Annotated in this window: 27 protein-coding genes; 14 read left to right on the forward strand and 13 right to left on the reverse strand. The window is 62.5% G+C overall.

Translation table 11 applies throughout. The annotated features are described in order from the left end of the window. Positions 1-189 precede the first annotated feature (189 nt). Entirely contained in the window at positions 190-879 is a 690-nt protein-coding gene (gene rpe / locus AC2FM5_RS08890) for a ribulose-phosphate 3-epimerase (protein WP_496735104.1), read from the reverse strand. 184 nt (positions 880-1,063) lie between these two features. On the opposite strand from rpe, the gene phnC reads away from it, so the two are divergent. The 5 genes from phnC to AC2FM5_RS08915 all read left to right on the forward strand — a co-directional run bounded on the left by phnC (position 1,064) and on the right by AC2FM5_RS08915 (position 5,810). After that, entirely contained in the window at positions 1,064-1,885 is an 822-nt protein-coding gene (phnC, locus tag AC2FM5_RS08895; protein ID WP_170357035.1) for a phosphonate ABC transporter ATP-binding protein, read from the forward strand. Positions 1,886-1,953: 68 nt separating this feature from the next. Next, the gene (phnD, locus tag AC2FM5_RS08900; protein ID WP_170369802.1) at positions 1,954-2,856 is read left to right on the forward strand and encodes a phosphonate ABC transporter substrate-binding protein; all 903 of its coding nucleotides are present in this window, start codon (positions 1,954-1,956) and stop codon (positions 2,854-2,856) included. Positions 2,857-2,922: 66 nt separating this feature from the next. Continuing rightward, positions 2,923-3,804, forward strand: coding sequence for a phosphonate ABC transporter, permease protein PhnE (gene phnE, locus AC2FM5_RS08905; protein ID WP_170357037.1), 882 nt, complete (start codon positions 2,923-2,925; stop codon positions 3,802-3,804). Further along, positions 3,801-5,168 (forward strand): phosphonate ABC transporter, permease protein PhnE, encoded by a 1,368-nt coding sequence (phnE, locus tag AC2FM5_RS08910; protein WP_496735107.1) that lies wholly within the window; start codon positions 3,801-3,803, stop codon positions 5,166-5,168. The genes phnE (AC2FM5_RS08905) and phnE (AC2FM5_RS08910) overlap by 4 nt, the downstream gene beginning before the upstream one ends. Before the next feature lie 24 nt (positions 5,169-5,192). Next, positions 5,193-5,810, forward strand: a complete 618-nt coding sequence (locus tag AC2FM5_RS08915; RefSeq protein WP_496735109.1) for an LbetaH domain-containing protein — start codon at positions 5,193-5,195, stop codon at positions 5,808-5,810. A 6-nt stretch (positions 5,811-5,816) separates the two neighbouring features. Here the strand turns inward: AC2FM5_RS08915 and phnF are convergent, their stop codons facing one another. Continuing rightward, positions 5,817-6,533, reverse strand: a complete 717-nt coding sequence (gene phnF, locus AC2FM5_RS08920; protein WP_170371796.1) for a phosphonate metabolism transcriptional regulator PhnF — start codon at positions 6,531-6,533, stop codon at positions 5,817-5,819. A gap of 102 nt (positions 6,534-6,635) precedes the next feature. On the opposite strand from phnF, the gene phnG reads away from it, so the two are divergent. The 7 genes from phnG (at position 6,636) to phnN (ending at position 11,886) form a co-directional block, all read left to right on the forward strand. Beyond that, complete coding sequence (phnG, locus tag AC2FM5_RS08925) at positions 6,636-7,097, forward strand: phosphonate C-P lyase system protein PhnG (RefSeq protein WP_170434283.1); 462 nt, start codon at positions 6,636-6,638, stop codon at positions 7,095-7,097. Further along, positions 7,094-7,669, forward strand: coding sequence for a phosphonate C-P lyase system protein PhnH (gene phnH / locus AC2FM5_RS08930; protein ID WP_496735112.1), 576 nt, complete (start codon positions 7,094-7,096; stop codon positions 7,667-7,669). The genes phnG and phnH overlap by 4 nt, the downstream gene beginning before the upstream one ends. 3 nt (positions 7,670-7,672) lie before the next feature. After that, on the forward strand, positions 7,673-8,764 hold the full coding sequence (locus tag AC2FM5_RS08935) for a carbon-phosphorus lyase complex subunit (RefSeq protein ID WP_496735114.1): 1,092 nt from the start codon (positions 7,673-7,675) through the stop codon (positions 8,762-8,764). A gap of 235 nt (positions 8,765-8,999) precedes the next feature. Then, on the forward strand, positions 9,000-9,860 hold the full coding sequence (locus AC2FM5_RS08940) for an alpha-D-ribose 1-methylphosphonate 5-phosphate C-P-lyase PhnJ (RefSeq protein ID WP_174819621.1): 861 nt from the start codon (positions 9,000-9,002) through the stop codon (positions 9,858-9,860). Next, positions 9,857-10,627: a phosphonate C-P lyase system protein PhnK gene (gene phnK, locus AC2FM5_RS08945; RefSeq protein WP_170357044.1), complete on the forward strand. Its 771-nt coding sequence runs from the start codon at positions 9,857-9,859 to the stop codon at positions 10,625-10,627. The genes AC2FM5_RS08940 and phnK overlap by 4 nt, the downstream gene beginning before the upstream one ends. 24 nt (positions 10,628-10,651) lie before the next feature. Beyond that, positions 10,652-11,335 (forward strand): phosphonate C-P lyase system protein PhnL, encoded by a 684-nt coding sequence (phnL, locus tag AC2FM5_RS08950; protein ID WP_170339802.1) that lies wholly within the window; start codon positions 10,652-10,654, stop codon positions 11,333-11,335. Then, on the forward strand, positions 11,332-11,886 hold the full coding sequence (gene phnN / locus AC2FM5_RS08955) for a phosphonate metabolism protein/1,5-bisphosphokinase (PRPP-forming) PhnN (protein ID WP_170451063.1): 555 nt from the start codon (positions 11,332-11,334) through the stop codon (positions 11,884-11,886). The genes phnL and phnN overlap by 4 nt, the downstream gene beginning before the upstream one ends. Here the strand turns inward: phnN and AC2FM5_RS08960 are convergent. Further along, entirely contained in the window at positions 11,862-12,545 is a 684-nt protein-coding gene (locus AC2FM5_RS08960) for a DUF1045 domain-containing protein (protein ID WP_496735118.1), read from the reverse strand. The genes phnN and AC2FM5_RS08960 overlap by 25 nt on opposite strands. 52 nt (positions 12,546-12,597) lie before the next feature. Between AC2FM5_RS08960 and AC2FM5_RS08965 the strand changes: the two genes are divergently transcribed. Beyond that, positions 12,598-13,740: an alpha-D-ribose 1-methylphosphonate 5-triphosphate diphosphatase gene (locus tag AC2FM5_RS08965; protein WP_496735120.1), complete on the forward strand. Its 1,143-nt coding sequence runs from the start codon at positions 12,598-12,600 to the stop codon at positions 13,738-13,740. Here the strand turns inward: AC2FM5_RS08965 and AC2FM5_RS08970 are convergent, their stop codons facing one another. Genes AC2FM5_RS08970 through AC2FM5_RS09000 form a run of 7 tightly spaced genes read right to left on the reverse strand, consistent with a single transcriptional unit; the run spans position 13,741 to position 20,239 of the window. Continuing rightward, positions 13,741-14,217: a class I SAM-dependent methyltransferase gene (locus AC2FM5_RS08970; protein WP_093964551.1), complete on the reverse strand. Its 477-nt coding sequence runs from the start codon at positions 14,215-14,217 to the stop codon at positions 13,741-13,743. An 18-nt stretch (positions 14,218-14,235) separates the two neighbouring features. Further along, the gene (locus AC2FM5_RS08975) at positions 14,236-14,988 is read right to left on the reverse strand and encodes a polysaccharide deacetylase family protein (RefSeq protein WP_170405060.1); all 753 of its coding nucleotides are present in this window, start codon (positions 14,986-14,988) and stop codon (positions 14,236-14,238) included. Further along, the gene (locus tag AC2FM5_RS08980; RefSeq protein WP_170436298.1) at positions 14,985-16,127 is read right to left on the reverse strand and encodes a glycosyltransferase family protein; all 1,143 of its coding nucleotides are present in this window, start codon (positions 16,125-16,127) and stop codon (positions 14,985-14,987) included. The genes AC2FM5_RS08975 and AC2FM5_RS08980 overlap by 4 nt, the downstream gene beginning before the upstream one ends. Continuing rightward, positions 16,124-16,708, reverse strand: a complete 585-nt coding sequence (locus AC2FM5_RS08985; protein WP_170441485.1) for a histidine phosphatase family protein — start codon at positions 16,706-16,708, stop codon at positions 16,124-16,126. Before AC2FM5_RS08985 ends, AC2FM5_RS08980 begins: the two co-directional genes overlap by 4 nt. Then, a complete protein-coding gene (locus AC2FM5_RS08990; protein WP_496735124.1) occupies positions 16,705-17,781 on the reverse strand; it encodes a glycosyltransferase family 4 protein in 1,077 nt (358 codons plus the stop codon). The genes AC2FM5_RS08985 and AC2FM5_RS08990 overlap by 4 nt, the downstream gene beginning before the upstream one ends. Beyond that, positions 17,781-19,028 carry a glycosyltransferase family 4 protein gene (locus AC2FM5_RS08995; RefSeq protein ID WP_496735126.1) on the reverse strand — a complete coding sequence of 416 codons (1,248 nt, stop codon included), beginning with the start codon at positions 19,026-19,028 and terminating at the stop codon, positions 17,781-17,783. The genes AC2FM5_RS08990 and AC2FM5_RS08995 overlap by 1 nt, the downstream gene beginning before the upstream one ends. Beyond that, a complete protein-coding gene (locus AC2FM5_RS09000) occupies positions 19,025-20,239 on the reverse strand; it encodes a glycosyltransferase family protein (protein WP_170340379.1) in 1,215 nt (404 codons plus the stop codon). The genes AC2FM5_RS08995 and AC2FM5_RS09000 overlap by 4 nt, the downstream gene beginning before the upstream one ends. Before the next feature lie 373 nt (positions 20,240-20,612). Between AC2FM5_RS09000 and AC2FM5_RS09005 the strand changes: the two genes are divergently transcribed. Then, positions 20,613-22,985 carry a mechanosensitive ion channel domain-containing protein gene (locus AC2FM5_RS09005; RefSeq protein ID WP_496735149.1) on the forward strand — a complete coding sequence of 791 codons (2,373 nt, stop codon included), beginning with the start codon at positions 20,613-20,615 and terminating at the stop codon, positions 22,983-22,985. Positions 22,986-23,069: 84 nt separating this feature from the next. Here the strand turns inward: AC2FM5_RS09005 and AC2FM5_RS09010 are convergent, their stop codons facing one another. The 3 genes from AC2FM5_RS09010 to AC2FM5_RS09020 are packed head-to-tail and all read right to left on the reverse strand — an operon-like array spanning position 23,070 to position 26,595. After that, positions 23,070-24,419 (reverse strand): CoA transferase, encoded by a 1,350-nt coding sequence (locus tag AC2FM5_RS09010; protein ID WP_496735129.1) that lies wholly within the window; start codon positions 24,417-24,419, stop codon positions 23,070-23,072. Beyond that, positions 24,416-25,570 (reverse strand): ABC transporter permease, encoded by a 1,155-nt coding sequence (locus AC2FM5_RS09015; protein ID WP_170357056.1) that lies wholly within the window; start codon positions 25,568-25,570, stop codon positions 24,416-24,418. The genes AC2FM5_RS09010 and AC2FM5_RS09015 overlap by 4 nt, the downstream gene beginning before the upstream one ends. Beyond that, complete coding sequence (locus AC2FM5_RS09020; RefSeq protein WP_093964561.1) at positions 25,567-26,595, reverse strand: ABC transporter permease; 1,029 nt, start codon at positions 26,593-26,595, stop codon at positions 25,567-25,569. Before AC2FM5_RS09020 ends, AC2FM5_RS09015 begins: the two co-directional genes overlap by 4 nt. Positions 26,596-26,598 lie beyond the last annotated feature (3 nt).

Genomic DNA, 26,598 nt, shown 5'->3' on the forward strand with positions numbered 1-26,598 from the left:
CGGATCGTGCTGGCTACGTCCTTGCCGGCCGCGCCCACGGGCAAGATCCTAAAACACAAGCTGCTGACACATTTCGCGGATCAACTGGCCTAGGGGAAGGGCCGACAAAACGCTACCGCTCCCGCGCGATGCCGGGCCCAACAGGAGGAGGCGTTTTGCCAAAACGTCGACGAAGGACGGGAGCCGCCGTCAGGCCGCGTGGCCTTCGGCGGCGGCGCGAATGGCGCGGATGTTCTGGCCATAGACGTCCGGGTTCGCAACCGACCCGCCCTTGAAGACCGCGGAACCGGCAACAAGAACGTCAGCGCCGGCCGCCGCCACCAGCGGGGCGGTTGTGGTGTCGACGCCACCGTCGATTTCGATATGCACCGGGCGGTCTCCGATCATCTCGCGCAGGCGGCGGACCTTCGCGGTCATGTCGATGAATTTCTGCCCGCCAAAGCCGGGGTTCACCGTCATCACGCAGACCAGATCGGCCAGATCCAGCATGTGTTCGACCGCTTCGGCCGGGGTGCCGGGGTTCAGCGCCACGCCAGCCTTCATGCCCGCCGCGCGGATCGCCTGCAACGTGCGGTGCGTGTGCGGACCAGCCTCGACATGGGCCGTCAGATAGTCCGCGCCGGCATCGGCATAGGCCTGGATGTAGGGGTCGACCGGCGTGATCATCAGGTGCACATCCATCACCGTCTTGACATGCGGGCGGAACGCCTTCACCGCCGGCGGGCCGAAGGTGAGGTTTGGCACGAAATGCCCGTCCATCACATCAACGTGAACCCAGTCGGCGCCTTGGGCCTCGATAGCTTGGATTTCCTGTCCGAAATTGGCGAAATCGGCGGACAGGATCGACGGTGCGATCTTGATCTTGCGGTCAAAGCTCATGGCGGCCTCATGTGACAGATCTGATGGTTCAGGTGTTGAGCCCGCGTATAGACGGGACGAGCGGCATTGCCCAGCCCTTGCATAGGCCATCGGCTTTCAGCCCGTTACAAAAGCTTCACCGGATCGACACATCACCTTTGAGCACCAGCTGTAGACGACCTCCATCACGAATTGGGGGTGGCACGTGCTGCGCATCGAAAAACTGACCAAGCGCTTCGGAGACAATACCGCCGTCGACACCGCAACGCTGGACGTCGACAAGCCATGCATGATCGGGGTCATCGGGCGGTCGGGCGCGGGCAAGTCCACCCTGCTGCGTATGATCAACCGCCTGACCGATGCCAGCGCCGGGCAGATCCTGTTTCACGGGCGCGACGTGACCACGCTGAAAGGGCGCGAAAAACGTGCGTGGCAGGCCGATTGCGCGATGATCTTTCAGCAATTCAACCTTGTGCCCCGCATGGATGTGGTCTCGAATGTGTTGCACGGAACGCTGAACCGGCACTCGACGCTGGCGACCATGTTCAATCTGTTCCCGATGGAAGACATCCATCGCGCCATCGACATTCTTGACCGACTTGGCATCGCCGAACATGCCCCTAAACGGGCCGAGGCGTTGTCGGGCGGGCAGCAGCAGCGTGTCGCTATCGCGCGCGCCCTGATGCAGGATCCCAAGATCATCCTGGCCGATGAACCCATCGCCTCGCTGGATCCGATGAATGCGCAGGTCGTGATGCAGGCCCTGCGCCGCATCCACGAAGAGGACGGCCGTACCGTGATCGCCAATCTGCACACGTTGGACACCGCGCGCCGCTATTGCGACCGCGTGGTCGGCATGCGCGACGGGCGCATCGTGTTCGACGGCCTGCCCGAGCAGCTGACCACCGGCGTCGCCCGCGAGATCTACGGCGCTGATGCCAGCTTCTCCGAGGCCGCGACCTCGACCGAGATCGAAACGCTGGATGCCACCCGGAAGGCTCTGATGGAAGCCGAGGCCACGATCTGAGCCCCAAACACCTCATTTATCGCCCGGCCCGATGAATGGGGTGGGCCAATCAACCTGGAGAGAGACAGATGAAGAAACTAGTTGCCGCCCTGGTCGCGACCTCCGCCCTGAGCGCGCCTGCCATGGCGGAGGAGATCAGCGAATTCCGTATCGGCATCCTGGGCGGAGAAAACGCGCAGGACCGGCTGAACAACAACGAATGTCTGCGTGAGTACACCGAGGACGCGCTGGGTGTCGAAACCAAGCTGTTCGCCCCGGCCGATTACAACGGCGTGATCCAGGGCCTGCTGGGCGGCACGATCGACATGGCCTGGCTGGGCGCCTCCGCCTATGCCAAGACCTATCTGAGCGACCCCGAGGCGGTCGAACCGGTTCTGGTCAAGGTGAACGTGGATGGTGGGTATGGCTACTACTCGGTCGGGTTCGCCCGCAAGGATAGCGGCATCACCTCGCTTGATGACATGAAAGGCAAGGTGTTTGGCTTTGGTGATCCGAACTCGACCTCGGGCTACCTGATCCCCTCGATCGAAATCCCTCAGGCAACGGGTGCGACGATGGAGTCGGGTGACTACTTCGGTGAGGTGAAGTTCACCGGTGGCCACGAGCAGACGATCGTCGCCGTGAACAACGGTGACGTGGATGGTGGCGTGACTTGGGCCGACGGTCTGGGCAACTGGGAAGACGGCTACAATTCGGGTGCGCTGCGCCGCGCCGTGGATGCCGGACTGGTCGACATGAACGACATGGTGGAAATCTGGAAATCGAAGCCGATCCCCGAAGGTCCGGTGGTTCTGCGCAAGGCATTGCCGGCGGATGTCAAAGAGAAGATGACGGCTCTGATGGCCGGGCTGGCCGACAAAGACCGTGAGTGCTTCTATGGCGTGGCCGCAGGTGAAGCCAAAGCGTTCGAGCCGATCACCCACGAGGCCTACGAAATCATCATTGAAGCCCGCAAGCTGAAGTCGAACTAAGCCTGCGCAACTTCTGTTCGGGGTCCGGCCGCAAACCGGACCCCATTATCCCCATCGGAGCCTTTCATGACCGACCTGACCGCGGGATCCGCCGGCCTCGACCGGATCCGGGAGGATTACACCAGCATGACCCGTCGAAAACGGGTCTACGGTGGGATACTTCTGATCCTGTTCGTGGCACTTATGGCGGCCGGATTCCGGACCGCCGACATGCGAAACGCCGGTAGTTTTGCCGATGGGTGGAACCGCATTTTCGATTACCCTGCCGAGGTTCTGACTGAGGCCTGGGAGAAGATCGGGGAATTGCCCGCGAATTTGGTCGAGTTCTTCCCCGCGCTGATCGAAACACTGAATATCGCCGCCGCGGCCACGCTGGTGGGCACTCTGGGCGGCACCTTTCTGGCGCTGATGTCCACCCGCGGCATGGCGCTGTGGCCGTCATTGATCCCCGTTTTTCGTCGGATTTCTGATATTTGCCGGGCCGTTCCGGAAATTGTCATCGCGTTGGTTCTGATCTTTGTTCTTGGCGGCGGGCCAGTGCCTGCAATGATTGCCATCGCCATTCACACTGCCGGTGCCCTGGGCAAATTGTTTTCCGAAGTGAATGAAAACGCCTCTCTGAAACCGGTCGAGGGGCTGCAGTCGGTTGGCGCCAACTGGTCGCAGCGGATGTATTTGGGCGTGATCCCGCAGGTCGGGCCAAACTATGTCAGCTACGCTCTTCTGCGGTTCGAGATCAACATCCGCGCCTCGGCCATTCTTGGTTTCGTGGGGGCAGGCGGCTTGGGGTACGAGTTGCGCAACGCCATGTCCTGGGGGCAGGGGCGTTACGACGAGGCGGCGGCCATCTTTCTGCTTCTGTTCGTCACCATCGTGGCCGTGGATCAGCTGTCCGGCGTTTTGCGTGACCGTCTGACACACGGTTCCGCCAAAGGAGCCGCAGCATGAGCACCTTTGCCACTGATCTGCCGATCAACGACTTGAAAGCCAGAACCGACCACATCTTTCGGCGCAAACGGGCGCTGAGTTTCGGGTTGCCGGGGCTGGTCATTCTATACCTGATCTATGTTTTCTTTGCCTTTGACGTGCCCGGCTTGGCCGAGCGGGCCAACTGGGAAAACGGCAAGACGCTTGTATCCGACAGCTACAGCTACAAGACACATGTGACGCGGGACAATCGAAACGGAGAAGTGTCCGTTGCGATCGAGGGAGAGCGCAAGGGCGCTTACCCGGATGGCACTGCGCCGGAATGGGTCGCTTTGGGCGAAACCACCGTGATTGACCTGCAAGATAGCCACATCGTTCGTTTTGGACCTGAAACCGTGGAATATGACATCCCGGGTTATGGAACCGTGCGCGCAACGCCCAACCGGTCTGCCGGAGTGCAGGCCGACTTACCGACTGCCGAGGTGCCGGACTGGATCAACATGTCAAAGAATCGCCTGGCGATCACCACGCCGGCGGGTCGGCTGACCGTGACACGCAACCGGGCCGAGGTGTTCCGGTATTTCAAGGGTTGGGAACTGTTCTGGTTCACTTTGGACAGCCCCTATTACGGTCAGTCTTTCAGCCAGTTGATGGGGCGTGCCGCTTCGGGCGAGGCCGCAGAAATCTTTGACGATTTCTGGACCAACAAGATGTGGCGCCATCAGGATGTTGCGTGGGCGATCTTTGAAACGCTTCTGATGGCTTTTCTGGGTACATTGGGGGCAGGGATGATCGCTTTGCCCCTCGCATTTCTGGCGACACGAAATTTCAATCCGTTTAGAACGGTCCGATTTGCCACTCGTCGTATCTTTGACTTCGTGCGCGGTGTTGATGCGTTGATCTGGACGGTGGTTCTGGCACGCGCCTTCGGGCCAGGGCCGCTAACAGGGGCGCTGGCCATCCTGGTCACCGATACCGGCACCTTCGGCAAGATCTTCTCCGAGGCGCTGGAAAATGTTGATCAGAAGCAGATCGAGGGCGTGCAGTCTACCGGGGCCAATGCGCCGCAGAAATATCGTTTCGGTGTGATCCCGCAGATCACGCCGGTTCTGCTCAGTCAGCTCCTGTACTTCCTGGAATCCAACACCCGCAGCGCAACCGTGATCGGGGCGATAACCGGGGGCGGGATCGGTCTGTTGCTGACACAGGCGATTATCACCCAGAAAGACTGGGAGGAAGTCGCCTATTACATCGTGCTGATCATCCTGATGGTCATGCTGATGGACTGGTTTTCGGGCTGGCTGCGCAGGCGGCTGATCCAGGGCGGGCCGCCCAAGTCGCGCAAACAGCGCGATCCGCAGGCCAAGCCCCTGATGTTGCCTTGAACCGTATACGAGGACTTGCAGACCATGGCGCGCTTGCGACCGGACCAGCCTTTCATTCACCCGGATTGCCAGATAACCGGCAGCAGCTTTGGCGCCTTTGTCGAAATCGGTGCCGGAACGCGGGTGACGAATTCGGTGTTTGGGGATTATACCTATTGCGACCGCACCTGCGACATCGCCAATGCACGGATCGGGAAATTCGCCAATATCGCCAGTTTCACCCGGATCGGCGCCACCGACCATCCGATCGAGAAAGCGTCGCTGCATCACTTCCACTACCGCTCGGCCGACTATTGGGACGATGCCGAGGACGACGCGGACTGGTTCGCCCGGCGCGCCGGGCGGTTGGCGCAAATCGGGCATGACACCTGGATCGGCCACGCGGCCATTATCAAGCCCGAGGTGACGATCGGGCACGGGGCAGTCGTCGCCTCCGGGGCGATCGTGACCAAGGACGTGCCGCCTTATACCATCGTCGGCGGCGTCACCGCCCGAACCATCCGCCGCCGGTTCCCTGCGCACGTGGCCGAGCGGATGATGGCTCTGGCCTGGTGGGACTGGGACAATGCCCGCCTGCGTGCGGCGCTTCCGGATTTCCGCGCGTTGCCCGCCGAGGCGTTTCTGGAGAAATACGAGGATTGACCGGCATCACCCGTGATCGTCATCCAGCGTCAGAGTGACCCGCTCGCCCGCAAAGACGGTCTTGCCGTATTCAACCGGATGCCCCTGCGGATCGGCATTGATGCCGACCGAATGCAGAACCGGCGCGCCCTCGATCAGGTGCAGGTGCCGGGCCTGAATCGCATCAGCCGCGCGGGCGGTCAGGCGCGTCGAGATGCGGGTATAATCCGCCACGCCGCAGTGCCGCAGCGCCCGCGTGACCGAGCCGTTCTGGGCCAGCGCTTCGGGCAGGTCGGGCAGGCGCGCGGCGGGAAAGACGCTTTGGAACACCGCGATCGGTTGGCCATCGGCCAGCGACAACCCGTCATAGACATGCACCGGGTCGCCGGGGGCCAGGGCCAGCGCCTCGGCCTCGGTCTTGTCGGCGGCGCGGGTGATCAGCGACAGCACTCGCTTGCCCGGAATCTTGCCGCTGGCCGAGATGTTCCGGTGGTACCGGACCCGTTTGCCGATCGGGTAATCGGTTGCAGCCGCCGAAACGAACACGCCGGCCCCGCGGCGCGGATGCACCAGCCCCTGCCTGGCCAGTTCGGCCAGGGCCCGGCGCACCGTGTGGCGGTTCACGCCGTGGGTCGCGGCCAACTGCGCCTCGGTCGGCAGGCGGTCGCCGGTTGCAAAGCGCCCCTCGGCGATGTCGGCGGTCAGCGCCAGCGCGATGGTCTTCCAGATCGGTGTTTGGCTCATGTCATCAAAACTTCACAGCATATTCGTTGCGAGTCACCCTTTGCTCCGCTATTATTTGTCTAGTTGTATAGTAGTTGTAGACAACTTGGCCAAGAGGCTTTGATGGCGGATCAGACAAAAATCGCGACAGGTGATCGACGGGCCTGGCTGGGCCTTCTGGCACGTGCGCCGGCCGAGGCGCTGGCTGCCTTGTGGACCGCCTATGGCGCAAGTCCCGAATTCCAGTGGTTGCGCACGCCCGAGATCGGCGGCGTCATGGTGCGGGGGCGGGCAGGCGGCTCGGGCGCGCCCTTCAATCTGGGCGAGATGACGGTCACGCGCTGCGCTCTGGTTCTGCCTGACGGAACCGAGGGCCACGGATATGTGCAGGGGCGCGACAAGACCCATGCCGAAACCGCCGCTCTGATCGACGCGCTGATGCAGACCGGGCACGCCGACGCGGTGCGGGCGAGAATCCTGGAGCCGCTGACCCGCCAGGTCCAGGCGGCCAGAACGGTCCGGGCCGCCAAGGCCGCGGCCACCAAGGTCGAGTTCTTCACGATGGTTCGGGGAGAGGATCAATGACCCCACAGACCCGTTTTTCAGGCGGTTTCACCGATGCGCCGGTTCAGGCGGCCCACGCCTTTCGTGCGGCCATGACCGTGATGGCGCGGCCGGGTGAGTTGCGGCAGCTGGTCGGCGCGACCCCGCCCGACGGCCTGTCGGTCGCCGCGGGAACGCTGCTGCTGACGCTGTGCGACCCGGACACGGGCGTTTATCTGGCGGGCGGGGCCGACAACCCGGCCATTCGCCAATGGCTGACCTTCCACACCGGTGCGCCCCTCGTGCCCGCCGCGCAGGCCGATTTCGCCGTTGGCTGCTGGCAGGATCTGGTGCCGCTGGACCAGTACCGGATCGGCACGCCGGAATATCCCGATCGATCCGCCACCCTGATCGTGGAGTGCGACGTATTGCACCAATCCGGCGCCACCCTGCGAGGGCCCGGCATCCGCGACACTGCACGCCTGTCCATGCCCGATGTCGCGGCGCTGCAGGCCAATTCGGACCTGTACCCCTTGGGGTGCGATTTCTTCTTCACCTGCGGGGATACGGTCGCGGCCCTGCCGCGCAGCACCCGCATCGATCCAAAGGGTTAGGCCATGTACGTAGCCGTCAAAGGGGGCGAAAAGGCGATCGAAAACGCCCATGCCTGGCTGGCCGAGGAACGCCGGGGCGATCCCGGCGTGGCCGAATTGTCCTTGGCCCAGATCCGTGAACAGCTCAGCCTTGCGGTGAACCGCGTGATGGCCGAGGGCTCTCTGTACGATCCCGATCTGGCCGCGCTGGCGATCAAACAGGCGCGGGGTGATCTGATCGAGGGGATCTTTCTGATCCGCGCCTACCGCACCACCCTGCCGCGGTTTGGTTATTCGACCCCGGTCGATACCGGCGGCATGGCCTGCGACCGCCGGATCTCGGCCACGTTCAAGGATGCGCCGGGCGGGCAGGTTCTGGGCCCGACCTTCGACTACACGCACCGCCTGTTGGATTTCAAACTGGCCGCCGACGGCGCGGTGCCTGAGGCCCCCACCGCCGCGCCGCGTCACGAGCCGACCCCGCACATCACCGAATTCCTCAAGGACGAAGGCCTGATCCAGGACGAGCCCGCCAGCGATGAACCGCCCGGCGACCTGACGCGCGAACCGATGGAGTTCCCGGCCGACCGCCCCCTGCGCCTGCAGGCGCTGACGCGCGGGGACGAGGGGTTCGTGCTGGGCATGGCCTATTCGACCCAGCGCGGCTATGCCCGCAACCACGCTTTCGTGGGCGAGCTGCGCATCGGCACCGTCGCGGTCGAGATGGAAATCCCCGAACTGGGTTTCGCGATCGAGATCGGCGAGATCGCCCTGACCGAATGCGAAACGGTGAACCAGTTCAAGGGATCAAAGACCGAGCCGCCGCAGTTCACACGCGGCTATGGGCTGGTCTTCGGCCAGTCCGAGCGCAAAGCCATCGCCATGGCGCTGGTGGACCGCGCCTTGCGCTGGGAGGAATTGGGCGAAGACGATCTGGGCGCCCCGGCGCAGGATCAGGAATTCGTCCTCAGCCATGCTGACAACATTCAGGCGACCGGCTTTTTGGAGCATATCAAACTGCCGCATTACGTCGATTTCCAGTCCGAATTGGAACTGGTGCGCAAATTGCGCCGCGAAGCCGAAGAACGCCTGGAACCGCGCGAGGCCGCCGAATGACTTCAGTGCCCTTCCTGCATCCTGTCCGCCGGCCGAGATGCCCTGCCAGCCGCAGCCCGGCGTGGCGCGTCCGCGCTGATCGCAGACCATTCGCCTCGCGCGTCCCGCCGCATGGCCCGGCGCCGTCGCTGGGAATGTACCCTGCGCCAGAGAAAGTAGAGCATGACGACCGCGAAGGCCGAGGTAACCAGAAAACCGTCCACAACAACACCAAAAAACGAAAGTGATACATCAAATGAATGAGTATAACTTCGCATATTTGGACGAACAAACCAAGCGGATGATCCGCCGGGCCATTCTCAAGGGCTTGGCCGTTCCGGGTTATCAGGTGCCGTTTGCCAGCCGTGAGATGCCCATGCCTTATGGTTGGGGCACGGGCGGGGTTCAGGTCTCGGCCGCGACGCTGACACCGGACGATGTGTTCAAGGTGATCGATCAGGGAGCAGATGACACGACCAATGCTGTGTCGATCCGCAAGTTCTTTGAGAAGACGGCGGGCGTGGCCACGACCGAAGAGACCGGGAAGGCGACCATCATCCAAACCCGCCACCGTATCCCCGAGGCCAGGCTGCGCGACGATCAGATCCTGGTCTATCAGGTCCCGATCCCCGAACCGCTGCGGTTTCTGGAACCGCGCGAGACGGAGACGCGCAAGATGCACAGCCTGCAGGAATACGGGTTGATGCATGTGAAGCTCTACGAAGACATCAGCCAGCACGGCGCGATTTCCACGGCCTATGCCTATCCGGTCCGGGTGGCCGACCGCTATGTGATGGACCCGTCTCCGATCCCGAAATTCGACAATCCGAAACTGGAAATGGACGCGATCCAGCTGTTCGGGGCCGGGCGCGAGCAGCGCATTTATGCGGTGCCGCCGCATACGCGGGTGGTCAGCCTCGATTTCGAGGACTATCCGTTCGAGGCCAGCAAGGCCGATCACGCCTGCGATCTGTGCGGGGCCGAAGACAGTTACCTGGACGAGGTGATCACGGACGATGCAGGCAACCGGATGTTCGTGTGTTCGGACACCGATTTCTGCCGGTCCCGCCGCGAGGCCGGACACCAAGGCCGTTTGGCGCAGGAGGATGCGGCATGACCCCGCTCTTGCAGGTCAAAGGCATCGAGAAGCGCTATGGCGCGCGGATCGGCTGCAGGGATGTCAGTTTCGACCTCTACCCCGGTGAAGTAATGGGGATCGTCGGCGAAAGCGGGTCGGGCAAGTCGACCCTGCTGAACTGTCTGGCTGGGCATCTTAAGTCGGATGCCGGGCAGGTGATCTTTGATACCCGCGCCGACGGGCCGGTGGACACGGTCACGATGTCGGAACCGGCCCGCCGGATGCTGGGGCGCACCGACTGGGCCTTTGTGCATCAACATGCCCGCGACGGGCTGCGCATGTCGGTCAGCGCCGGCGGCAATATCGGCGAACGGCTGATGGCCGTGGGGAGCCGGAACTATGGCCAGATCCGCGGGCAGGCTTTGGATTGGCTGGGCCGGGTCGAGATAGCGGAAAGCCGCGTGGACGACCGCCCCAGCGCGTTTTCGGGCGGCATGCAGCAACGGTTGCAGATCGCGCGCAACCTGGTGACCGGTCCGCGGCTGGTTTTCATGGATGAACCGACCGGTGGGCTGGACGTCTCGGTGCAGGCGCGGCTGCTGGACCTGCTGCGCGGTCTGGTGCGCGAGATGGGGCTGAGCGCCATCATCGTCACCCATGATCTTGCCGTGGTGCGGCTGCTGGCGGATCGCTTGATGGTGATGAAGGATGGCGAGGTGGTCGAGGCGGGGCTGACCGATCAGGTGCTGGACGACCCGCAGCATGCCTATACGCAACTGCTTGTGTCCAGCGTCCTGCAGGTTTGAATGCTACAGAAAAGATGAAATCCGATGATTGAACTGATCGACGTGAGCAAGAGCTTTACCCTGCACAATCAGGGCGGCGCCGTGATCCCGGTGATGGCGGGCGCGTCGCTGCAGGTCGGGGCCGGAGAATGCGTGGCCCTGACCGGGGCCAGCGGGGCCGGGAAGTCCACACTGATGCGGGTGATCTACGGCAACTACCTGGCGGCCTCGGGGCAGGTGCGGGTGGGCGGCCTCGACGTCGCCCGGGCCCAACCGCGCGAGATCCTGCAACTGCGCCGGGAGACCCTGGGCTATGTCAGTCAGTTTCTGCGTGTTGTGCCGCGTGTGCCGACGCTGGAGGTCGTGGCCGAACCGCTTCTGGTTCAGGGGTGCGAGCGGCAGACCGCACTGGACAAGGCAGCGGGCCTCCTTCAGCGCCTGAATATTCCGGAACCGCTTTGGCGCCTCAGTCCCACGACATTTTCGGGCGGTGAACAGCAACGGGTGAATATCGCGCGTGGTTTTGCGCATGACTATCCGGCTCTGTTGCTGGATGAACCCACGGCCAGCCTTGACGCACGAAACCGCGAAACCGTGCTGTCCCTGATCCAAGAAGCAAAGGCCCGCGGCGCGGCGATCATTGGGATATTCCACGACCAAGAGGCCCGTGACCGGGTCTGCAGCCGCGTGGTCGACGTCACGCAGTTTGCGCCGGGGGCGGCGGCATGAAGATGGCCCCGGTCATTGCAGTTGTCGGGCCTTCGGGTGTTGGAAAAGACAGCGTGATCCAAGCACTGCTGGCGCGCGCGTCGAACTTCGAAAGGGTGCGTAGAGTCATCACCCGTCCCCATGGCGAAGGCGGTGAGGATTTTGACCGCGTGTCCGACCGGGCGTTTCAAACAATGGTCCAAGAGGGCAGCTTTGTTCTGTGCTGGGCCGCGCACGGGCTGCACTACGGCATACCCGTTGCGATCACGGACCAACGCCGAAGGGCCGATGCGGTTCTGGTCAACCTCTCAAGGGCTGTGTTGCCCGAGGCGCAGAAGGAATTTCGAGAGCTGATCGTGATATCCCTGACGGCCGAACCAAAGGTTCTGGCACAACGTCTGGCAGTGCGCGGCCGGGAAAGCGCGGCTGATCAAGCCCGGCGTTTGGGGCGCGCCACTGCAGCCCTGCCCGAAGGCCTGAACCACGTGATCGAGGTCGACAATTCCGGGTCACTGGATGCAACCGTTGAAACCATCTTGTCCGGCCTTCAACCCGAAAGGGCGTACCGTTGAAGCATATGGAACCGCCCGTCTTCAGCCTCGCCCACAAGGGCCAGGTCCCCTATGTCAAAAGGGGCTGGCAGCAATGGGACAAGCCGTTGGTTCAGAACGGTTTGCACGTTTTCCAGCATCGGCTTGCTCAGGCGACCGGACAGGGTGATGTGAAAGCGGAAAGCCTCCAGAACGTATGGGTAGCCCCAGTTCGTCAGATTGGCGTCCTGCTCCATGGTCAGCCCGGCCGCTCGGCGCCGGTTCATCTCGGTTTCCGAGGCCGGGGCACGAAAAGGGTCCAGGTCGCGGACGCAAGCCGCCGCAAGCGCGTTCAGGTCTCGTGTGTCGCCCACGGGCCGCAAAGCAAGAAACCGACCAAGGCGTGCAACTTCGAGCCCGTCCAGCGAAACGGGGGCGAATTTACCGGCCAAACGGGCGCAGGTGTCCTGCAAAGCGGACAGCGACTGATCTTCACGCAAGCGAAATGGCGGCTTCATCGTGGCATGAAGCCCGTATTTGCGCGGCACTTGTGTTACCGAGGCGACGTCCAACCCGTCAATGGCCGGATGGTCGACGGTCCGTCCCGCATCGATGTCCCACCCCAGCCACGCGGTTGCAAACCTGCTCCAGTCGGATTGGGCTGGGGGAACGAAATAGATCGCGTATCGCGCAAAATTCACAATGGCCTCCTGTTGCGTGGCCTCTCCTTACCTCAAACCACGTGAAAATCCGATGACAGATGAACTGACCCTTGCCAATGCGTTGCTTGTTCTGCCGGATGAGACCGTCCGGGGGTGTGTCCGTGTCGTTGGCCAGACGATCGCTGACATAGACACCGGCGCGGCTGTTCCGAAAGGCGCGATTGACTGTGGTGGGGACTATGTGTCGCCCGGCCTGGTCGAGTTGCACACCGACAACCTGGAACGCCACATCCAGCCGCGGCCCAAGGTGGACTGGCCCCATGCCGCAGCCATTCTGGCGCATGACGCGGAACTGGCCAGCACCGGGATCACGACGGTCTTTGACGCCATGCGGGTGGGGTCGATCCCCTCCGGTGCTGGACGGTATCTGAAATACGCGCGCGGACTGTCGCGCGAGCTGTGGGAGTTGCGAGAGCAGGACGCACTCAAGATCAGCCACTTTCTGCATCTGCGCGCCGAAGTCTGTTCTGAGACGCTGGTCGAGGAATTGCAGGAATTCGGTCCAGAAGACCGGGTTGGCATCGTTTCGTTGATGGATCACACGCCCGGCCAGCGCCAGTTTAGGGACCTGTCCAAGTTCGAAGCCTATCTCAAAGGCAAGTACGCTATGGATGACGACATGTTCGCACGGCACGTCAACCAGTTGCGGGGGCTGAGGGACCGCAATGGAGACCGCCACGAGCAAGAGGCCGTGGACGCCGCGCGCCGCTTCGGAGCGGTTCTGGCCAGCCACGACGACACGACCGAGGCGCAAGTGGCGATATCCGCCCGTCATGGCATTCGGCTGGCCGAATTCCCAACGACGGTCGACGCCGCACGGGCCTGTCACGCTCATGACATTCAGGTCATGATGGGCGCGCCAAACCTGATCCGGGGCGGGTCACATTCTGGGAATGTGGCAGCACGGGAACTGGCCGACTTGGGGTGTTTGGACATTCTGTCGTCGGACTATGTGCCGTCAGCCTTGCTGTTGTCAGCCGTTACTCTTGGGCGCATCTGGGATGACATGGCGCGTGGCATCGCCACTGTGACACGGGCTCCGGCGCGGGCGGCGGGCCTAGCGGATCGCGGCGCTCTGAAACCGGGGCTGCGGGCAGACCTGATCCGATTTCGAATGCGGGGCGACGTCCCGGCCCTGACCGCGGTCTGGTCGCGCGGGCAGCGCGTGGCCTGATCAGGCGAGGTAGAAGAGATAGCGGTCAGGCGCGATGGAGTCCGGGCCGTTGATCTGCTCGAACCCTTCCAGCGGTTGGCCGGATATCAGCAACCCGCCTGGAACCATGACCGAGCCAATCAGCTTGCTGAGCCTCGCCGCTTCGGCCACGTCTTCGTGTTTGATCCCGCGACCGAAATCATAATGCGCCAATGCGATCCGCGGGCCATCTTCGGCCAGCTTCTTCAGCATCGGTTCAGCCTCGCCCTGCAGAAAATCTTCGGCCGGAGGGGTGCTGTCCGGGTGACATTGCAGAACCCGGTCCATGACCCAGATGCGCCGGTCGGGCAGGATCTCGCGCAGGTGGTCATAGGTGCGGCCGTTGCCCAAACCCATGTCCAGAACATCGCCTTTCAGCCCTTTGATCCGCGCCGCAGCCCAGTTCAGCCCGTCGCGCTGGGCGGTCAGGCGTCGCAGCATGGAATCCAGTCGGCTCATCAATGTCTCCTCGGGTAATCAGTGTGGTCCTGCGGACCAGACGCGTGTGGGGCCCGCCATGAGACAATCCAGAAGCGCCTCGGTAAAGTCCCAGATCTGTTGATCATGGACAAGATGATGGGTCAACACGCCAAAAGGTTCGGTTGGGTCGGCACGTTCCTCGCGGCGATCCTGCAGCATCGAGACGGTTTTGGCGATCAACGCATTCGGATCGGCCAACCCTCGCGTACCGCGCCAGTCGATCGGATCCAGATGGGTATTGACCTGAGTCAGGCCTGGCGCTGCTTCTACGTGCGTTCTGGGCGTGGCCGTGGACAGGAACTGATAGCCGATCTCCGCAAGCTCTGCCGTCACTTCGGGCGCGATGCGGTTCCAAGGGGGGACGAACATCGGGCACAGACGATCACCGAAGGACTCCTGCAAACGCAGGAAGCCATGGTGTGCATCAGACACAATCGAGGCGAGCGGACGATGCAGGCGGAACTCGGACTTCTTTTCGCCTTCAGGCGCGTGGTTCTGGTGCGCCCAGCCGTGAACCACCGGAACCAAGCTGGTCTGGTTGGCAACCTGGTCGACCAGATCCTGACTGGCATCGCGTGGAATGATGGCCAGATGAACCGGCAGCCCGGTTCGGGATGACAGGCCCACCAAACGGTCCAATTGCCGGCTGGGCGCGATCGCGTCATCGTCCCGCCACCACAGTGGAAGCGTAAGCCCAGCCTCTCGCCACACCTGCAATTCGGATCGCAGCGGTGTCCAATCGGTTGTCATTGCCGAGCCTCCCAGAGCGAGGTGGCAATCTCTACCGACTTGCGGGCACCGTCAAACCCGCCATCCAAGGGTTCGCGCGAGCCTTGATGCAGGACGCGGTCGACTGCTTGGGCCAATGTCCCTCCGGTCAGCTTCGCGCTGGGCAGCACGTCGACCGCAGGCAGGCGCGCCAGGCTCTTTGCCCTCAGGGTCTGTTCCACTTCCTTGCCATCGTCGAATGGGATCAGAACGGCCGGGGTCGCGCATTGCAGCAAGTCCATGGCGGTGTTGTACCCGCACATGCTGACTGAGGCTGCGGCCAGCGGCAGCATTTGTCTGAAATCCGGACGTACGGGTTCCAGAAGGACATTTTCGCCATTTGTCATGTGCCTCAGTTCGGCAATCCGGTCTTGGGCATCCTGACCGCCGACCAGCAGGCGCCAGCGCCAGTTGGGCATCTTTTGAGCGGCCTCGATGGCCGCGCGAAAGATCGGTTGTCCGACCGATCCGCCGCCAGCGCTGACCAGGATTTCATTCGCTCCTTCCCCCTGTTCATGAGGACCCGGCGCAGGCGGGGCAACAAAGCCCGTATAGAACAGGCGTCCGGCCAAGTTGCCTGTAACCGGCCAGCTGGCATCCAGCGGCGTGATTTCGGGGTCGGAATGAACCAGTACGCCGTCATAGAAACGCACAATGATTTCTTCGGTCCGTACAGCTTTGGCGGGTTTCGACGGTGGCGCGAGGATGTCCCGGACCGAACTCAGAACAACCGGACAGGACGGCAGTGACCGCGCAGTGGACAGCAGGGCCAGAAATTCGTCGGCCAAGCTTCGGCGCCCGAAGGGATAGAGTTCCGTTATCAGGACATCGGGGTTTACCCGTCGAACAGCCTCGGTCAGGGCAATAGCGCGGGAGTTCAGATAGGTCGCGTCTGCAATATCTCCGTCGGCCGTCAGCAACCGCGTGAAATCGGTACCATCCGAACGCAGGGGTGGCAGTGCCAGCAGGGAAACTCCATCCGCATTCAGTTGTGGTGCAGGCATCCCACCGGATGCGACGGTCACGTCGTGTCCGGCATCCGCAAAAGCCCGACCCAAGGTCAAGGCTCGGCTGAGATGTCCGGTCCCCAGCAGATGGGTGACGACGATCATGGTCCTCATGACCCGGCCTCGCGCGGGATAAGCCGGACGGGCTCAGCCTCCGGTCGCATTTGCTCCAAATCGACCACGTAGAGACGATTGCGTTTGATGCGGAACGGCGCGGGGCCTGTGAACTCCCACCCCCAGGCAAGCGCCAGGATGACCCGCATGATTCCGATATGGCAGACAGCTACGTTGTCACCGGTCAGGCTGGACAGCCATGGCACAAGGCGGCGGCGAATGTCGGCCGGGCTTTCGCCGTTGGGGGGACGAAATTCCCAGCTCCAATCCTCGATATGCCGGTAACCAGTGTTGGCATCTGCAATCAGGTCTTCCCCGCGTTGGCCTTCCCAGTTGCCCCAATTCATCTCGACCAGGGCGGCCGAGGTTGCGGGTTCGCGTCCGGCGACCAGCCGCGCAGTTTCGCTGGCGCGGGTCAGGGGGCTGGACCATAGTTCGGCCCGGTCCCAAGGAGTTGGCAAGCGATATCGGGCCAGTTCGGCCTTTGCCTGATCATCGAGGCTGATGTCGCTGCGCCCCTGAATGCGCCCTGCGCGGTTCCAGGCGGTATGACCGTGGCGCAGAAGGGCCAGACGTGTCATGACATCTCCTCTACCAGCGAAGAAACTGCCGACCAGAACGTCCGCGTTGCGGTTGGCATCAAATGACGGCCGGCCACGTAGTCGCGCGCTTTTTGACCTTCGCTCCGACGCAGTTCGGGATCGGACAGCAGCCGGTCAATTCGCTCGGCCAGCGCGGCGGCGCCGTAATCAGGGGCAGGATGATTGGCAGGCGCCAGTACGTCGCGCACTCCCGGGCGATCCTGGGCGACAACGGGGACGCCCGCGGACTGCGCCTCGAGATAGGTCATCCCGTAGGCTTCGTTGACGCCCGGCCATACCAACAGAGCAGCATCGGAGTAGATCGTTTCAAGGTCATCGCGGCTGAGCAGGCCCAGAAACCGGACGCTTGTGCCGAAGGGGGCCATCAAAGCCTCGACATCCGGGCGGGCTGGTCCGTCGCCGGCGATGTTCAGCGTCCAATCCCCATTCAGCAATGCCAGCGTATCGGCCAGAATGCGGAAAGACTCCAACTTGTCCCCGTAACGCATCATTCCCACCGTCAGCATCGGCCCCGCGCATCTAGAGGGTCGAGGCAGGTCCGATCGGGGCAGGAAGGGTGGGAGTTCAATCAATGACTGATCACCGAACCGCTCGCGTTCCAGTGTGATCAAGTCATTTGCTGTGTGATAGAAGATCACCTGCGCGGCGTCGCAGGCATCGTGCGCAGCTTGGGCAAAGCCGGCCCAGGGCCCGGAAAGGCGCGACATGGCGCGGGTGCTCTCAAGCTGAACATAGGGTATTCCCCGCGCGCGGCAGACCGCGGGCCCCAAAAGGTCCGGAGCTTTGTAGTAGTTGTGATAGGTCACCCAGAGGCCTGTATCTGCAGGCAGTTCTGTGCTCAGTCGGGTGGCCTCGGCCGCGGCTTCGCGGTAGAGACGGTTCTGAAGGTCCGGGTCTCCGGTTTTGTCATAGATGCGCAGCCGCGAGACCAGATCAACACGATGCCCGTCGGCCCCGATTGCAGCCATCAGGTTGCGAGCCATTTCGCGGTCGCCGGATGGTACCGGGCTGTCTGGGGCTTTCATCGGCGCATAGAAGGCGACCCGAACCATCAGGCACCCTCCGCGCACAAGGCTTTCAGGCGGCGGGACAGACGTGCAATGCCGGGGTCCATGCGAAAACTGGCAAGCAAGCGGTCATAAGCCGCATCAGCCATGATTGCCGCTTTCTGCGGGTCGGCGGCCAGGGTGGAAATAGCGTCTGCAAGCGCCTTGGGTTCGTCATCGGACAAGATGCCGTGCACGTTGGTCTGGATGAATTCGGGAATGGCCGAGACCGGAGTGGACAGGATCGGTAGTTTTTGCGACGCGGCTTCCATCAGGACATTGGGCAGTCCGTCCCGGTCCCCGTCCGCGGCGATGCGGCTGGGCAGCACGAACAGATCCGCCTCGCGCATGGCCGCAATGACTTCGGGTTGATCGCAGGCGCCTTTCCAGGCGATGCGATCCTGTAGGCGCAGGTTTTCCGCCAGGCCGCGCAGGTTGTCCGACAAGGTGCCGCCGCCAATGTGGGTCCAGTGCCAGTCGATCTCTGGGGGGAGTATGGCCAAGGCGTGGATCAAGCGATCAAAGCCTTTCTTTTCTACCAGTCGTCCGACGGACACCATATGGAACCGTTCATCGACGGATCGCAGTTTTCGTACGGGCGGCTCAGGAAATCGCGTCAGGTCCAGCCCGTGATAGATCAGATCGACACGGGCGGGGTCATCGGCCAGATCGCGCAAGTGCCGCGCGCCGATCTCGGTGCAGGTTGCGCCGAACGCCGCTCCGAAGGTGTCAGCGTGAAGTTTTTCACGCTTTTCCCACTCGGGCGACGTCCAGATATCCTTGGCGTGAGCCGAAAAGCTCCACGGCAGGCCGTGCATGATTGCAGCATAGCGGGCAACCGAGGACGGGGTATGCAGGAAGTGGGCATACAGCGCGCGCGTGTCGCCGGGCAATTCCGCGGCCAGAACGCAAGCCTGTCCAAAGCGGCGGATCCGGTTGTGCGTGGGATCGCGACGCAGATCCTGTCGCCACACCCGGTAGGCCTGTGCGTAACCCGGAAGCGCCTGTGCGGTTCGTCTCGCCGCCCATACGCGTTGGGGTTCCTGGTACAGGTATTCGGGAAGATAGTGCACCCGCCCCTGAAACCGGTCGTGCAGGGGGTGGCGTTTGGTGTCGGTTGGGTGGCGCAATGACCAGATGTCGAAGGCGTGGCCGGCATCCTGCAAAGCAACCAGTTCCTGAGCGATGAACGTCTCGGACAGGCGCGGCCAACCTTTGACCAACACCGCCAGTCTCGGCTCTGCGTCGGTCATCCGGTCGCTCGTTCCTGTTCCACGCTCAGCAGGGCTTCGACCCGATCAGAGACATAGTCCAAGCCATCCAGCAAACCGGCCCGGATCGCCTGCGAGGGAAGGGGCTGCTGCGGCAGGTTGCGAATGGCCGTGATCATCGCATCGGCCGTCAACCCATCACGGGTTTCGTCCAGCATCCGCACAAGGCCCAGTTCCTCGGCCCGCGAGGCGCGGATCCACTGTTCCAGCCGCGGGGTGGTTCGCGGGACGATAACCGCGCGTTTGTCAAAGGAGAGCACCTCGCAGAACGTGTTGTATCCGCCCATGCAGACCACACCCGCCGCGCCGGCGAACAGGGTTTCGATCTGGGATTCGAACCCGACCGCCGTCACACGACCGTTCAGGGCCGCCACGCGGGCCTCGAATTCTTCGCGCAACTCACCGGACAGGAAAGGGCCATAGACGAGCAGGGCTCGCGGGGACAGATCAGGGTCTTTTTCATATGCGGACAGGACAAGGTTGACCATTGCCTTCCCGTCGCCACCGCCTCCGGGCGTGATAAGGATATAGGGCTGCTCGGGAGGTTCGCCGACAGGGCCGAGATCGCGGCGCAGATAGCCGGTCCAGTGAATCCGCGCCTGCGCCGACGGGCTGAGCGGCAATCCTTCTGTCGGGTCATAAACCGACCGCAGGCCGTAGACCCAGATTTCGTGATAGTATTTCTCGGTCGCGGCGACTGCGTCCTTTCGGGCCCATTCCGCCGCCAGAACCTCGGGCTCGTCCAGAACGTCGCGAAGACCCAGCACCAGTTTGGCGCGCCCGGATTGATGCAGCTGTTCCAGGGTGGGCAGCAGTTCGCCTCGGAATCCGGTCGGCTCCTTGTCGACGACGACGACGTCCGGATCGAATTGGCGCACGGTGGTCTGGATCAGTCCCGAACGCAGCTCGGTGACCTCGTCAATCCCCATTCCGATCGTGCGCGCGGCATACGAACCATCGGCCCGCTTGGTCACGCCCGGCAGGCGTACATGGTCCACGCGCCGCGGAAAAGTGAAGCGCCCGGCAACGGGCGAGCCCGTCAGGATCAGGGCCGAGGCCCGCGGGTTCGCCCGCGTCATTGCCGCAGCCAGCGCTCGGGAGCGTCTGAGATGACCCAGTCCGAACGTATCGTGACTGTAGAACATTATGCGCGGAGCGCGACCGGTCTGTTTGTCGTCGATGCCTAGGCTCATGCCCTCGCTCGTATCTTTGTTACGGTGCAGTTTCCGCGCGTTTCGCACCAGTTATCTTATATTTTTTGACGCCGCCTGCCAAAGGGTCTGTGTCAAAGCCGCAAATGCGTCAATCATTGCGATTTGGCAACAGCCATTGCGCAAGCCACCAATAACGCGAAGCCTGCAACATTCCCCGAAGTTGGCAAAGCCCGGATTTGCCGGATGCTGCCTGCTCTTATAGGAATTCCAGAGGGTTGGAAACATCCTGCCTTTGGGCTTGCGCCAAAAACACGGTCCTACACGATGTCGGGAAGCAGCGAGTGGATCGTTTGATCAAGGCCGGTGCGTTCTATAGGCTGTCGTGCAGCAAGAGATCAGGATGCAAGACCTTATGAAACCGAACTTTCTTGTCCGTGTACTGTTCCTGACGTGGACAATCGCTCTGGCCTTCGCGACCGGTGCGGCGGCGCAGACCTCGCTGATCCCGGGGTATCCCGGGGCGTCCGGTGAAACAGAGGCCCCGCAGGACAACGATGTCGCGGCCGCGATCCGCGCCGCGACCGAGGCGGGCGCCAGCGTGATCGTCATTGACAGCGCCGGGCAGGTGGTATCCTCGGTCGGGCAGGCTGGTGGCCAGCCCGAGGACGTCGCTCATGATCCGATGGCGGAAAGTTCGCAGTTGATGAAGGCGCAGGAGCGCTTTGCCAAGTTCAGCGAAGCCGTGCGATCCCGCCTTGAGGCGTTGCCCTATTCGATCTTCGAGGTGCGCTACATCCTCGAGCAAACCAGTCCTGATGGCCGGATTTTCACCTATGTCGAGGTGCTGGGATGGAACATACTGTTCCTGATGGTTGGCCGATGGCTGTCGATCGAGCTGTACGGCAAGCGCTTTGCCCGACGGTGGGTCGTCGCCCGGATCAAGGAAAACCCGCAGGGGTATCGGGAAAAGATGCCGTTCCTTGTGTTCCGGTTTCTGATGGGTATCGGGGCCACGGTGTTTGCAATGCTGATGGCTCTGATCGTTGGGTATCTGTTTTTTGGCGAGGCCGAAGACATCTCGATCCAGTTCACCGTCACGGCGATTTTCACGGCGTTTTTCCTGTCACGTACGGTTTCCGACCTGTGGCGGATGGTACTGTCGCCGTATCTCAGCCAGTACAGGCTGCCGCCGTTCTCGGATCGTGACGCCAAGCGGCTGTACATCTGGGCATCGGCGCTGGCGACCTATGATATTACCGCTGTTCTGTTTTCCACTTGGGTGGCGGATTTCGGGCTAAACTACAACGTCTACGCGATGGTTTATGGCGGACTGACCCTGATCGGGATGGTCGGAAACGTCCTGATGATCCTGTTCAATGCCCGGGCCATTTCGAACGCCATCCGAGGCGGCCGTCAGCCGGACCAGGTGTCTTGGTTGCTGCGGTTCGTGTCATTTGGCTGGGCCCCGGCCCTGATCGTGTATCTGGTCTTCAGCTGGTTCAAGCTGGCGGTGGATCTGGTGCTCGAGACCGAGGACTCGCTGCCGATCGTCGCAAGCAGCTACATGATCTTCATGTCGGTCGTCATCGCATATGGCGCCATGAACTATCTGCTCGAGCGGTACTTCGATCGCAACCGGCAGATCGAGGCTCTGAATGCCGAACTCGATTCCGATGAGGAGGCCGTTCGCACCTCGGAGACGCCCGAGGCGGAGAAGCGCAAGCACACATTGGTGACCTACGAAGATCTTGCGCGGCGTGTCGCGGGCATCCTGGCCTTTGTCGTCGGCATCTATGCGCTGGTCGTCATCTGGAATCCCGAAGCCAGCTGGAGCGAGGATTTGCCCATTGGCAGGGCGCTGGATGTGATGGTGATCCTGTTCATCGGCTACATCCTGTTCCACTTCTTCCGGATCTGGATCGACACCAAGATCGCTGAAGAAACCGATGATGGAGCCGCCGAAGCCGAGTTGGGTGACGAGGGCGGAGAGGGCGGTCAAAGCCGCCTTGCCACGCTGCTGCCTCTGTTCAGGGGCGCCATACTGGCCGTGGTGGTCGTGACCATCGTGCTGATCGTTCTGATGGAACTGGGAATAAATGTCAGCCCGCTGTTTGCAGGCGCCGGCGTTGTCGGTCTGGCCGTGGGCTTTGGCTCGCAAACCCTGGTGCGGGACATTTTCTCGGGCGCGTTCTTCCTGCTGGATGACGCGTTCCGCAAGGGAGAATACATCGACATCGGAGATGTCAAAGGTACGGTCGAAAAAATCTCGGTCCGGTCTTTCCAGCTGCGCCACCATCTGGGGGCCCTGAACACGATCCCGTTTGGTGAAATCAAGGTTCTGACCAACTACTCGCGCGACTGGGTGATCATGAAACTGCCTCTGCGCGTGACCTATGACACGGACGTCGAGAAGGTCCGTAAACTGATCAAGAAGCTGGGACAGGAGTTGCTGGAGGACCCGGTGATCGGGGACAACTTCATCCAGCCGCTCAAGTCGCAGGGCGTTATCGAGATGCAGGATTCCGCGATGATCATCCGGGTGAAGTTTATGACCAAGCCGGGCGACCAGTGGCTGGTGCGCAAAAAGGTGTACCAAGAAATCCGCGAGTTGTTCGCGCGCGAAGGCATCAAGTTTGCCCACCGCGAAGTCACGGTACGACTGGCCGATGGCAAGGAGCCCGAAGACCTGTCTCCGAAACAACGCGAGGCGGTCACCGGCGCGGTGCAAGCCGCGATTGACGAGGATTATCTGGACGATATCGGCCCCGGTGGAGACGACCGCTAGGGCGCTCCCGCCCCTTTGACCTGCGGCGCAGGTGTGCCGCCGTTCCAAGCGTTGGGCAGGGCCGCGCGGCGGTCGGGCCTTTGTTCAGGTGGTTTGCCACGTTGGATCGGACGTGCCGAGCCGGGATGCCGGGATCGGCCAGTGCATCCGTGCCTCACCGACGCTCAGCGCGGGTTTCAGCCGTTTGCCGGGGCCCCAGCCGGACTCTTCCGATCGGGATGCGTAGTCCCCGGGTTCGGCAGCGGTGATCGGGTCGCCTGTCTCGGATTTCGCGAGGCTGGCCAGCAACTCGGCGGTGCGCGCCAGCGACAGGCGCCCATCCATGATCGAATGCCCCGAAGCCGCTTCTGTCAGGGCCGAGAGGACAGCGGCGGCCATCAAATAGCCGGTGGCATGGTCAAGTGCTTGAACTGGCAGCGGGGTGGGTTTGTCGGCTCCGGCCCAAACGCGACCGGCGTCAGCGATCCCCGCGCTCATCTGGACGAGGCTGTCAAATCCGCGACGGGTGGCCCAAGGCCCCTGCCAACCATAGGCATCCAGCGTAACCTCGACCCGGTTTGGAGCGACCGTATCGCGCACCTCTTTGGTCAGGCCCAGAGCATCCAGCGCACCGGGGCGGTAGCCATGGACAAAGACATCCGCTTGCGCGAGCAGCTCTTGCAGCTTTTCCAGGCCAGCGGGTGGCTTGAGGTCCAGATACGCGCAGCGCTTGCCGAGCGAGATATCGGGGATCACGCCCGGCTCATCCCAACCCGGTGGGTCGATGCGCAACACTTCGGCTCCGAACCCGGCCAGCGTGCGGGTGGAAACCGGGCCGGCCAGCACGCGCGTCATGTCGAGAACCCGAAGCCCGACCAAAGGCCGATCCGCGCGCGCCTGAGGCCTGTCGCGCAGCGTGATCCGGCGTGGGCCGTGCCAGCCGATCAACGGATCCCGCGTCACGGCGCGGCCTTGAGGGTGGTCAAGCCACTCGGCCCGGCTGCGCATGGCGGCGGCAACACCACCCTGCGCCACGATATCCGTTTCAAGGTTCGAGACCGACCAGCTCTTGATGGCCTGCGTCACCGCCGCACGATCCCCCTCGGTCGCCATAACCTTGAGGGCCGCTTCCCTATGGTGGGGGAGGTTGGTGTGCAACCTGATCCAGCCATCGGCCCCCCGATAGTCGCCCGCGATCGGATCCCAGAGGCTTGGCATATCCCAGCCTTCGGGCTTGAACGAGTATCCGAACCACAGCGACGCAAGGCGGTGATCGACCATTGCCTTGGGTGGGAGCGAGACAAGATTGGTGGCCTGCATGAACCGTCCAAGCTCGTGGCCCACGGCAGCAAAGCTGGCTGTTGCCAGCTCGGATACGGCAAAGGCGCTGGGAAGCGCACCGGAACCGGCGACCCGATAGGCCTCGGACGGTGGAAGCGAAGCCAGCAGGCTCATTGCTGATAGGGGTCCAGACTGTCGCGCAGCCCGTCACCCAGGAAATTGAAGGCTAGCACCACCACGATGATCGGTAGCATCGGGATGGCCGTCCACGGATAGATCTCGATCGAGGCGAGGTTTTGCGCGTCGTTCAGCATCACGCCCCAGCTGACCGCCGGTGCCCGCAGGCCGAGGCCAAGGAAGCTGAGTGCCGTTTCCCCCAGAATCATGGCGGGGATCGACAGCGTGGCCGAGGCAATCAGGTGTGACATGAAGTTCGGCAACAGGTGCTTGCGGATCACCCGGCCGGAACTGGCACCCATCATCTCGGCGGCGCGCACATATTCTTCTTCGCGCAGCGACAGGAATTTGGCGCGCACGGATCGGGCCAGCCCTGGCCAGTCGAGGATGCCGAGGATGATCGAGATGATGAAGAACACCGCAACCGGCGACCAGTTCGACGGAACTGCGGCCGATAGTGCCAGCCACAGGGGGAGTTCGGGCAAAGACCGCAGGATTTCGATCACGCGGTTGATGACCCAGTCGATCCGCCCGCCGAAATAGCCGGCCAGCGACCCGAACAGGATGCCAAGGAAGAACGAGACCGAAATGCCGATCAGGCCCACGGTCAGCGACAGCTGCGCGCCATAGAGGATGCGGCTGAAGATATCGCGGCCCAGCCGGTCCGAACCCCAGAGGAACAGTGTCGTGCCTTCCGGGGCGCAGAACAGATGCGTGTTTGACCGGATGAGCCCGGCCAGCTTGTACTCGGATGCCTCGCAGAAGAACCGCACGGGTCGCGGATCCTCGGTGTCAGGGACGAATTTCCATTGGAACGTCTCGAGGTCGGCCTCGGCCACGATCGGGTAGACGAACGGCCCAATGAACTCGCCCTGGTGGAACCAGTTCACCGATTGGGGCGGTGCGTAGAGATGTTCGCCATTTCGTTCGTTCGGGCCATAAGGCGCGATGAACCCTGCAAACGGGAGCATCAGATAGCACAGCAGCAGAAAAATGCCCGATATCAGACCCAGCCGGTGTGTCTTGAACTTGCGCCAGACCAGAACCCAATTCGGGGCGTCCAGATCCCTGCGCTCCAATTGCTGCAAAGATGCTTCGGGATCAAACGGGGCGTCGTCGACAAAGCGACCGTCGGGAAGTTTGCTCATGCTTCGCGCCCCTCGTACCGGATACGCGGGTCAAGCATGACCAGCAGAATGTCGGAGATCATGGTGCCGATCAGCGTCAGCAGCGCCACGAACATCAGAATGAAGGCTGACAGGAACTGGTCCTGTGTCTTAAGCGCCGTCAGCAACGTGGGGCCGATGGTCTGCAAACCCAGCACCACCGAAACCAGAACCGATCCCGACACCATCGAGGGCAGCAGGTTGCCGATGTCGGCCACGAAGGGGTTGAAGGCGACGCGCAGCGGGTACTTGGTCAGCATCCGCGACGGCGACATGCCCTTGGCGATAGCGGTTTCAACATAAGGCTTGCCCAATTCGTCCAGCATGTTGGCGCGCAGGCGCTGCATCATAGCCGAGGCGCCCGAGGTGCCGATCACGAATGTCGGCACGATCAGATGAACCAGGATGGACTTCATCTTGTCCCAGCTCATGGGTTGCCCCTCATACACCGGGTCCATCAATCCGCCGATCGGCAAATCGAGGTAGCGGTGCCCGTAGTAGAACAGGATGAGCGCCAGCAGAAAGTTGGGCGTCGCCAATCCCAGATACCCCACGAAGGCGGTCGAATAGTCCACCCAGGTCCGCGATTTGGCCGCCGCCATAACGCCCAGAGGCAAGGCCACGGCATAGACGAACAGGATCGCGGCAAGGTTCACGACCACGGTCAGCCACAGCGTGTCCCCGACGATGTCGGCAACCGGACGATCGAATTCGAAGGACCAGCCGTAGTTGCCCTGCAGCAACCCCTCAAACCCATGAGGGCCGGGAAAGAAGCCGACCCAGATCAGGTATTGTTCCCACATTGGGCGGTCCAGAGCGTATTCCTTTCGCAGGAATTCCGCCTTGGCCACACCGGCCGACTGCCCCGAAGCCTGCAGCTCGGCAATCTGATTGCTGAGATAATCTCCTGGCGGCAGGTTGATGATCACGAAGATCAGCATCGATACCACCAACAGGGTCAGCAGCATCGTGAAAAAGCGATACACCGCGTAGCGGAGCATGATCATCTA

The sequence above is a fragment of the Ruegeria sp. BHSA162 genome (genome assembly GCF_059613385.1).

Bases quoted from the DNA above. Each gene is read 5' to 3' on its own strand.
- AC2FM5_RS08935 (WP_496735114.1), top strand. From the start codon at position 7,673: ATGTACGTAGCCGTCAAAGGGGGCGAAAAGGCGATCGAAAACGCCCAT.
- phnF (WP_170371796.1), bottom strand. From the start codon at position 6,533: ATGAGCCAAACACCGATCTGGAAGACCATCGCGCTGGCGCTGACCGCC.
- AC2FM5_RS08980 (WP_170436298.1), bottom strand. From the start codon at position 16,127: ATGAGGACCATGATCGTCGTCACCCATCTGCTGGGGACCGGACATCTC.
- AC2FM5_RS08970 (WP_093964551.1), bottom strand. From the start codon at position 14,217: ATGAGCCGACTGGATTCCATGCTGCGACGCCTGACCGCCCAGCGCGAC.
- phnE (WP_170357037.1), top strand. From the start codon at position 2,923: ATGACCGACCTGACCGCGGGATCCGCCGGCCTCGACCGGATCCGGGAG.
- AC2FM5_RS09010 (WP_496735129.1), bottom strand. From the start codon at position 24,419: ATGAGCCTGCTGGCTTCGCTTCCACCGTCCGAGGCCTATCGGGTCGCC.
- phnK (WP_170357044.1), top strand. From the start codon at position 9,857: ATGACCCCGCTCTTGCAGGTCAAAGGCATCGAGAAGCGCTATGGCGCG.
- AC2FM5_RS08995 (WP_496735126.1), bottom strand. From the start codon at position 19,028: ATGACCGACGCAGAGCCGAGACTGGCGGTGTTGGTCAAAGGTTGGCCG.
- phnE (WP_496735107.1), top strand. From the start codon at position 3,801: ATGAGCACCTTTGCCACTGATCTGCCGATCAACGACTTGAAAGCCAGA.
- AC2FM5_RS08915 (WP_496735109.1), top strand. From the start codon at position 5,193: ATGGCGCGCTTGCGACCGGACCAGCCTTTCATTCACCCGGATTGCCAG.
- phnH (WP_496735112.1), top strand. From the start codon at position 7,094: ATGACCCCACAGACCCGTTTTTCAGGCGGTTTCACCGATGCGCCGGTT.
- AC2FM5_RS08990 (WP_496735124.1), bottom strand. From the start codon at position 17,781: ATGGTTCGGGTCGCCTTCTATGCGCCGATGAAAGCCCCAGACAGCCCG.
- AC2FM5_RS09005 (WP_496735149.1), top strand. From the start codon at position 20,613: ATGAAACCGAACTTTCTTGTCCGTGTACTGTTCCTGACGTGGACAATC.
- AC2FM5_RS08975 (WP_170405060.1), bottom strand. From the start codon at position 14,988: ATGACAACCGATTGGACACCGCTGCGATCCGAATTGCAGGTGTGGCGA.
- phnG (WP_170434283.1), top strand. From the start codon at position 6,636: ATGGCGGATCAGACAAAAATCGCGACAGGTGATCGACGGGCCTGGCTG.
- AC2FM5_RS09015 (WP_170357056.1), bottom strand. From the start codon at position 25,570: ATGAGCAAACTTCCCGACGGTCGCTTTGTCGACGACGCCCCGTTTGAT.
- AC2FM5_RS08940 (WP_174819621.1), top strand. From the start codon at position 9,000: ATGAATGAGTATAACTTCGCATATTTGGACGAACAAACCAAGCGGATG.
- phnN (WP_170451063.1), top strand. From the start codon at position 11,332: ATGAAGATGGCCCCGGTCATTGCAGTTGTCGGGCCTTCGGGTGTTGGA.
- AC2FM5_RS09020 (WP_093964561.1), bottom strand. From the start codon at position 26,595: ATGATCATGCTCCGCTACGCGGTGTATCGCTTTTTCACGATGCTGCTG.
- AC2FM5_RS08965 (WP_496735120.1), top strand. From the start codon at position 12,598: ATGACAGATGAACTGACCCTTGCCAATGCGTTGCTTGTTCTGCCGGAT.
- AC2FM5_RS08985 (WP_170441485.1), bottom strand. From the start codon at position 16,708: ATGACACGTCTGGCCCTTCTGCGCCACGGTCATACCGCCTGGAACCGC.
- phnD (WP_170369802.1), top strand. From the start codon at position 1,954: ATGAAGAAACTAGTTGCCGCCCTGGTCGCGACCTCCGCCCTGAGCGCG.
- AC2FM5_RS09000 (WP_170340379.1), bottom strand. From the start codon at position 20,239: ATGAGCCTAGGCATCGACGACAAACAGACCGGTCGCGCTCCGCGCATA.
- phnL (WP_170339802.1), top strand. From the start codon at position 10,652: ATGATTGAACTGATCGACGTGAGCAAGAGCTTTACCCTGCACAATCAG.
- rpe (WP_496735104.1), bottom strand. From the start codon at position 879: ATGAGCTTTGACCGCAAGATCAAGATCGCACCGTCGATCCTGTCCGCC.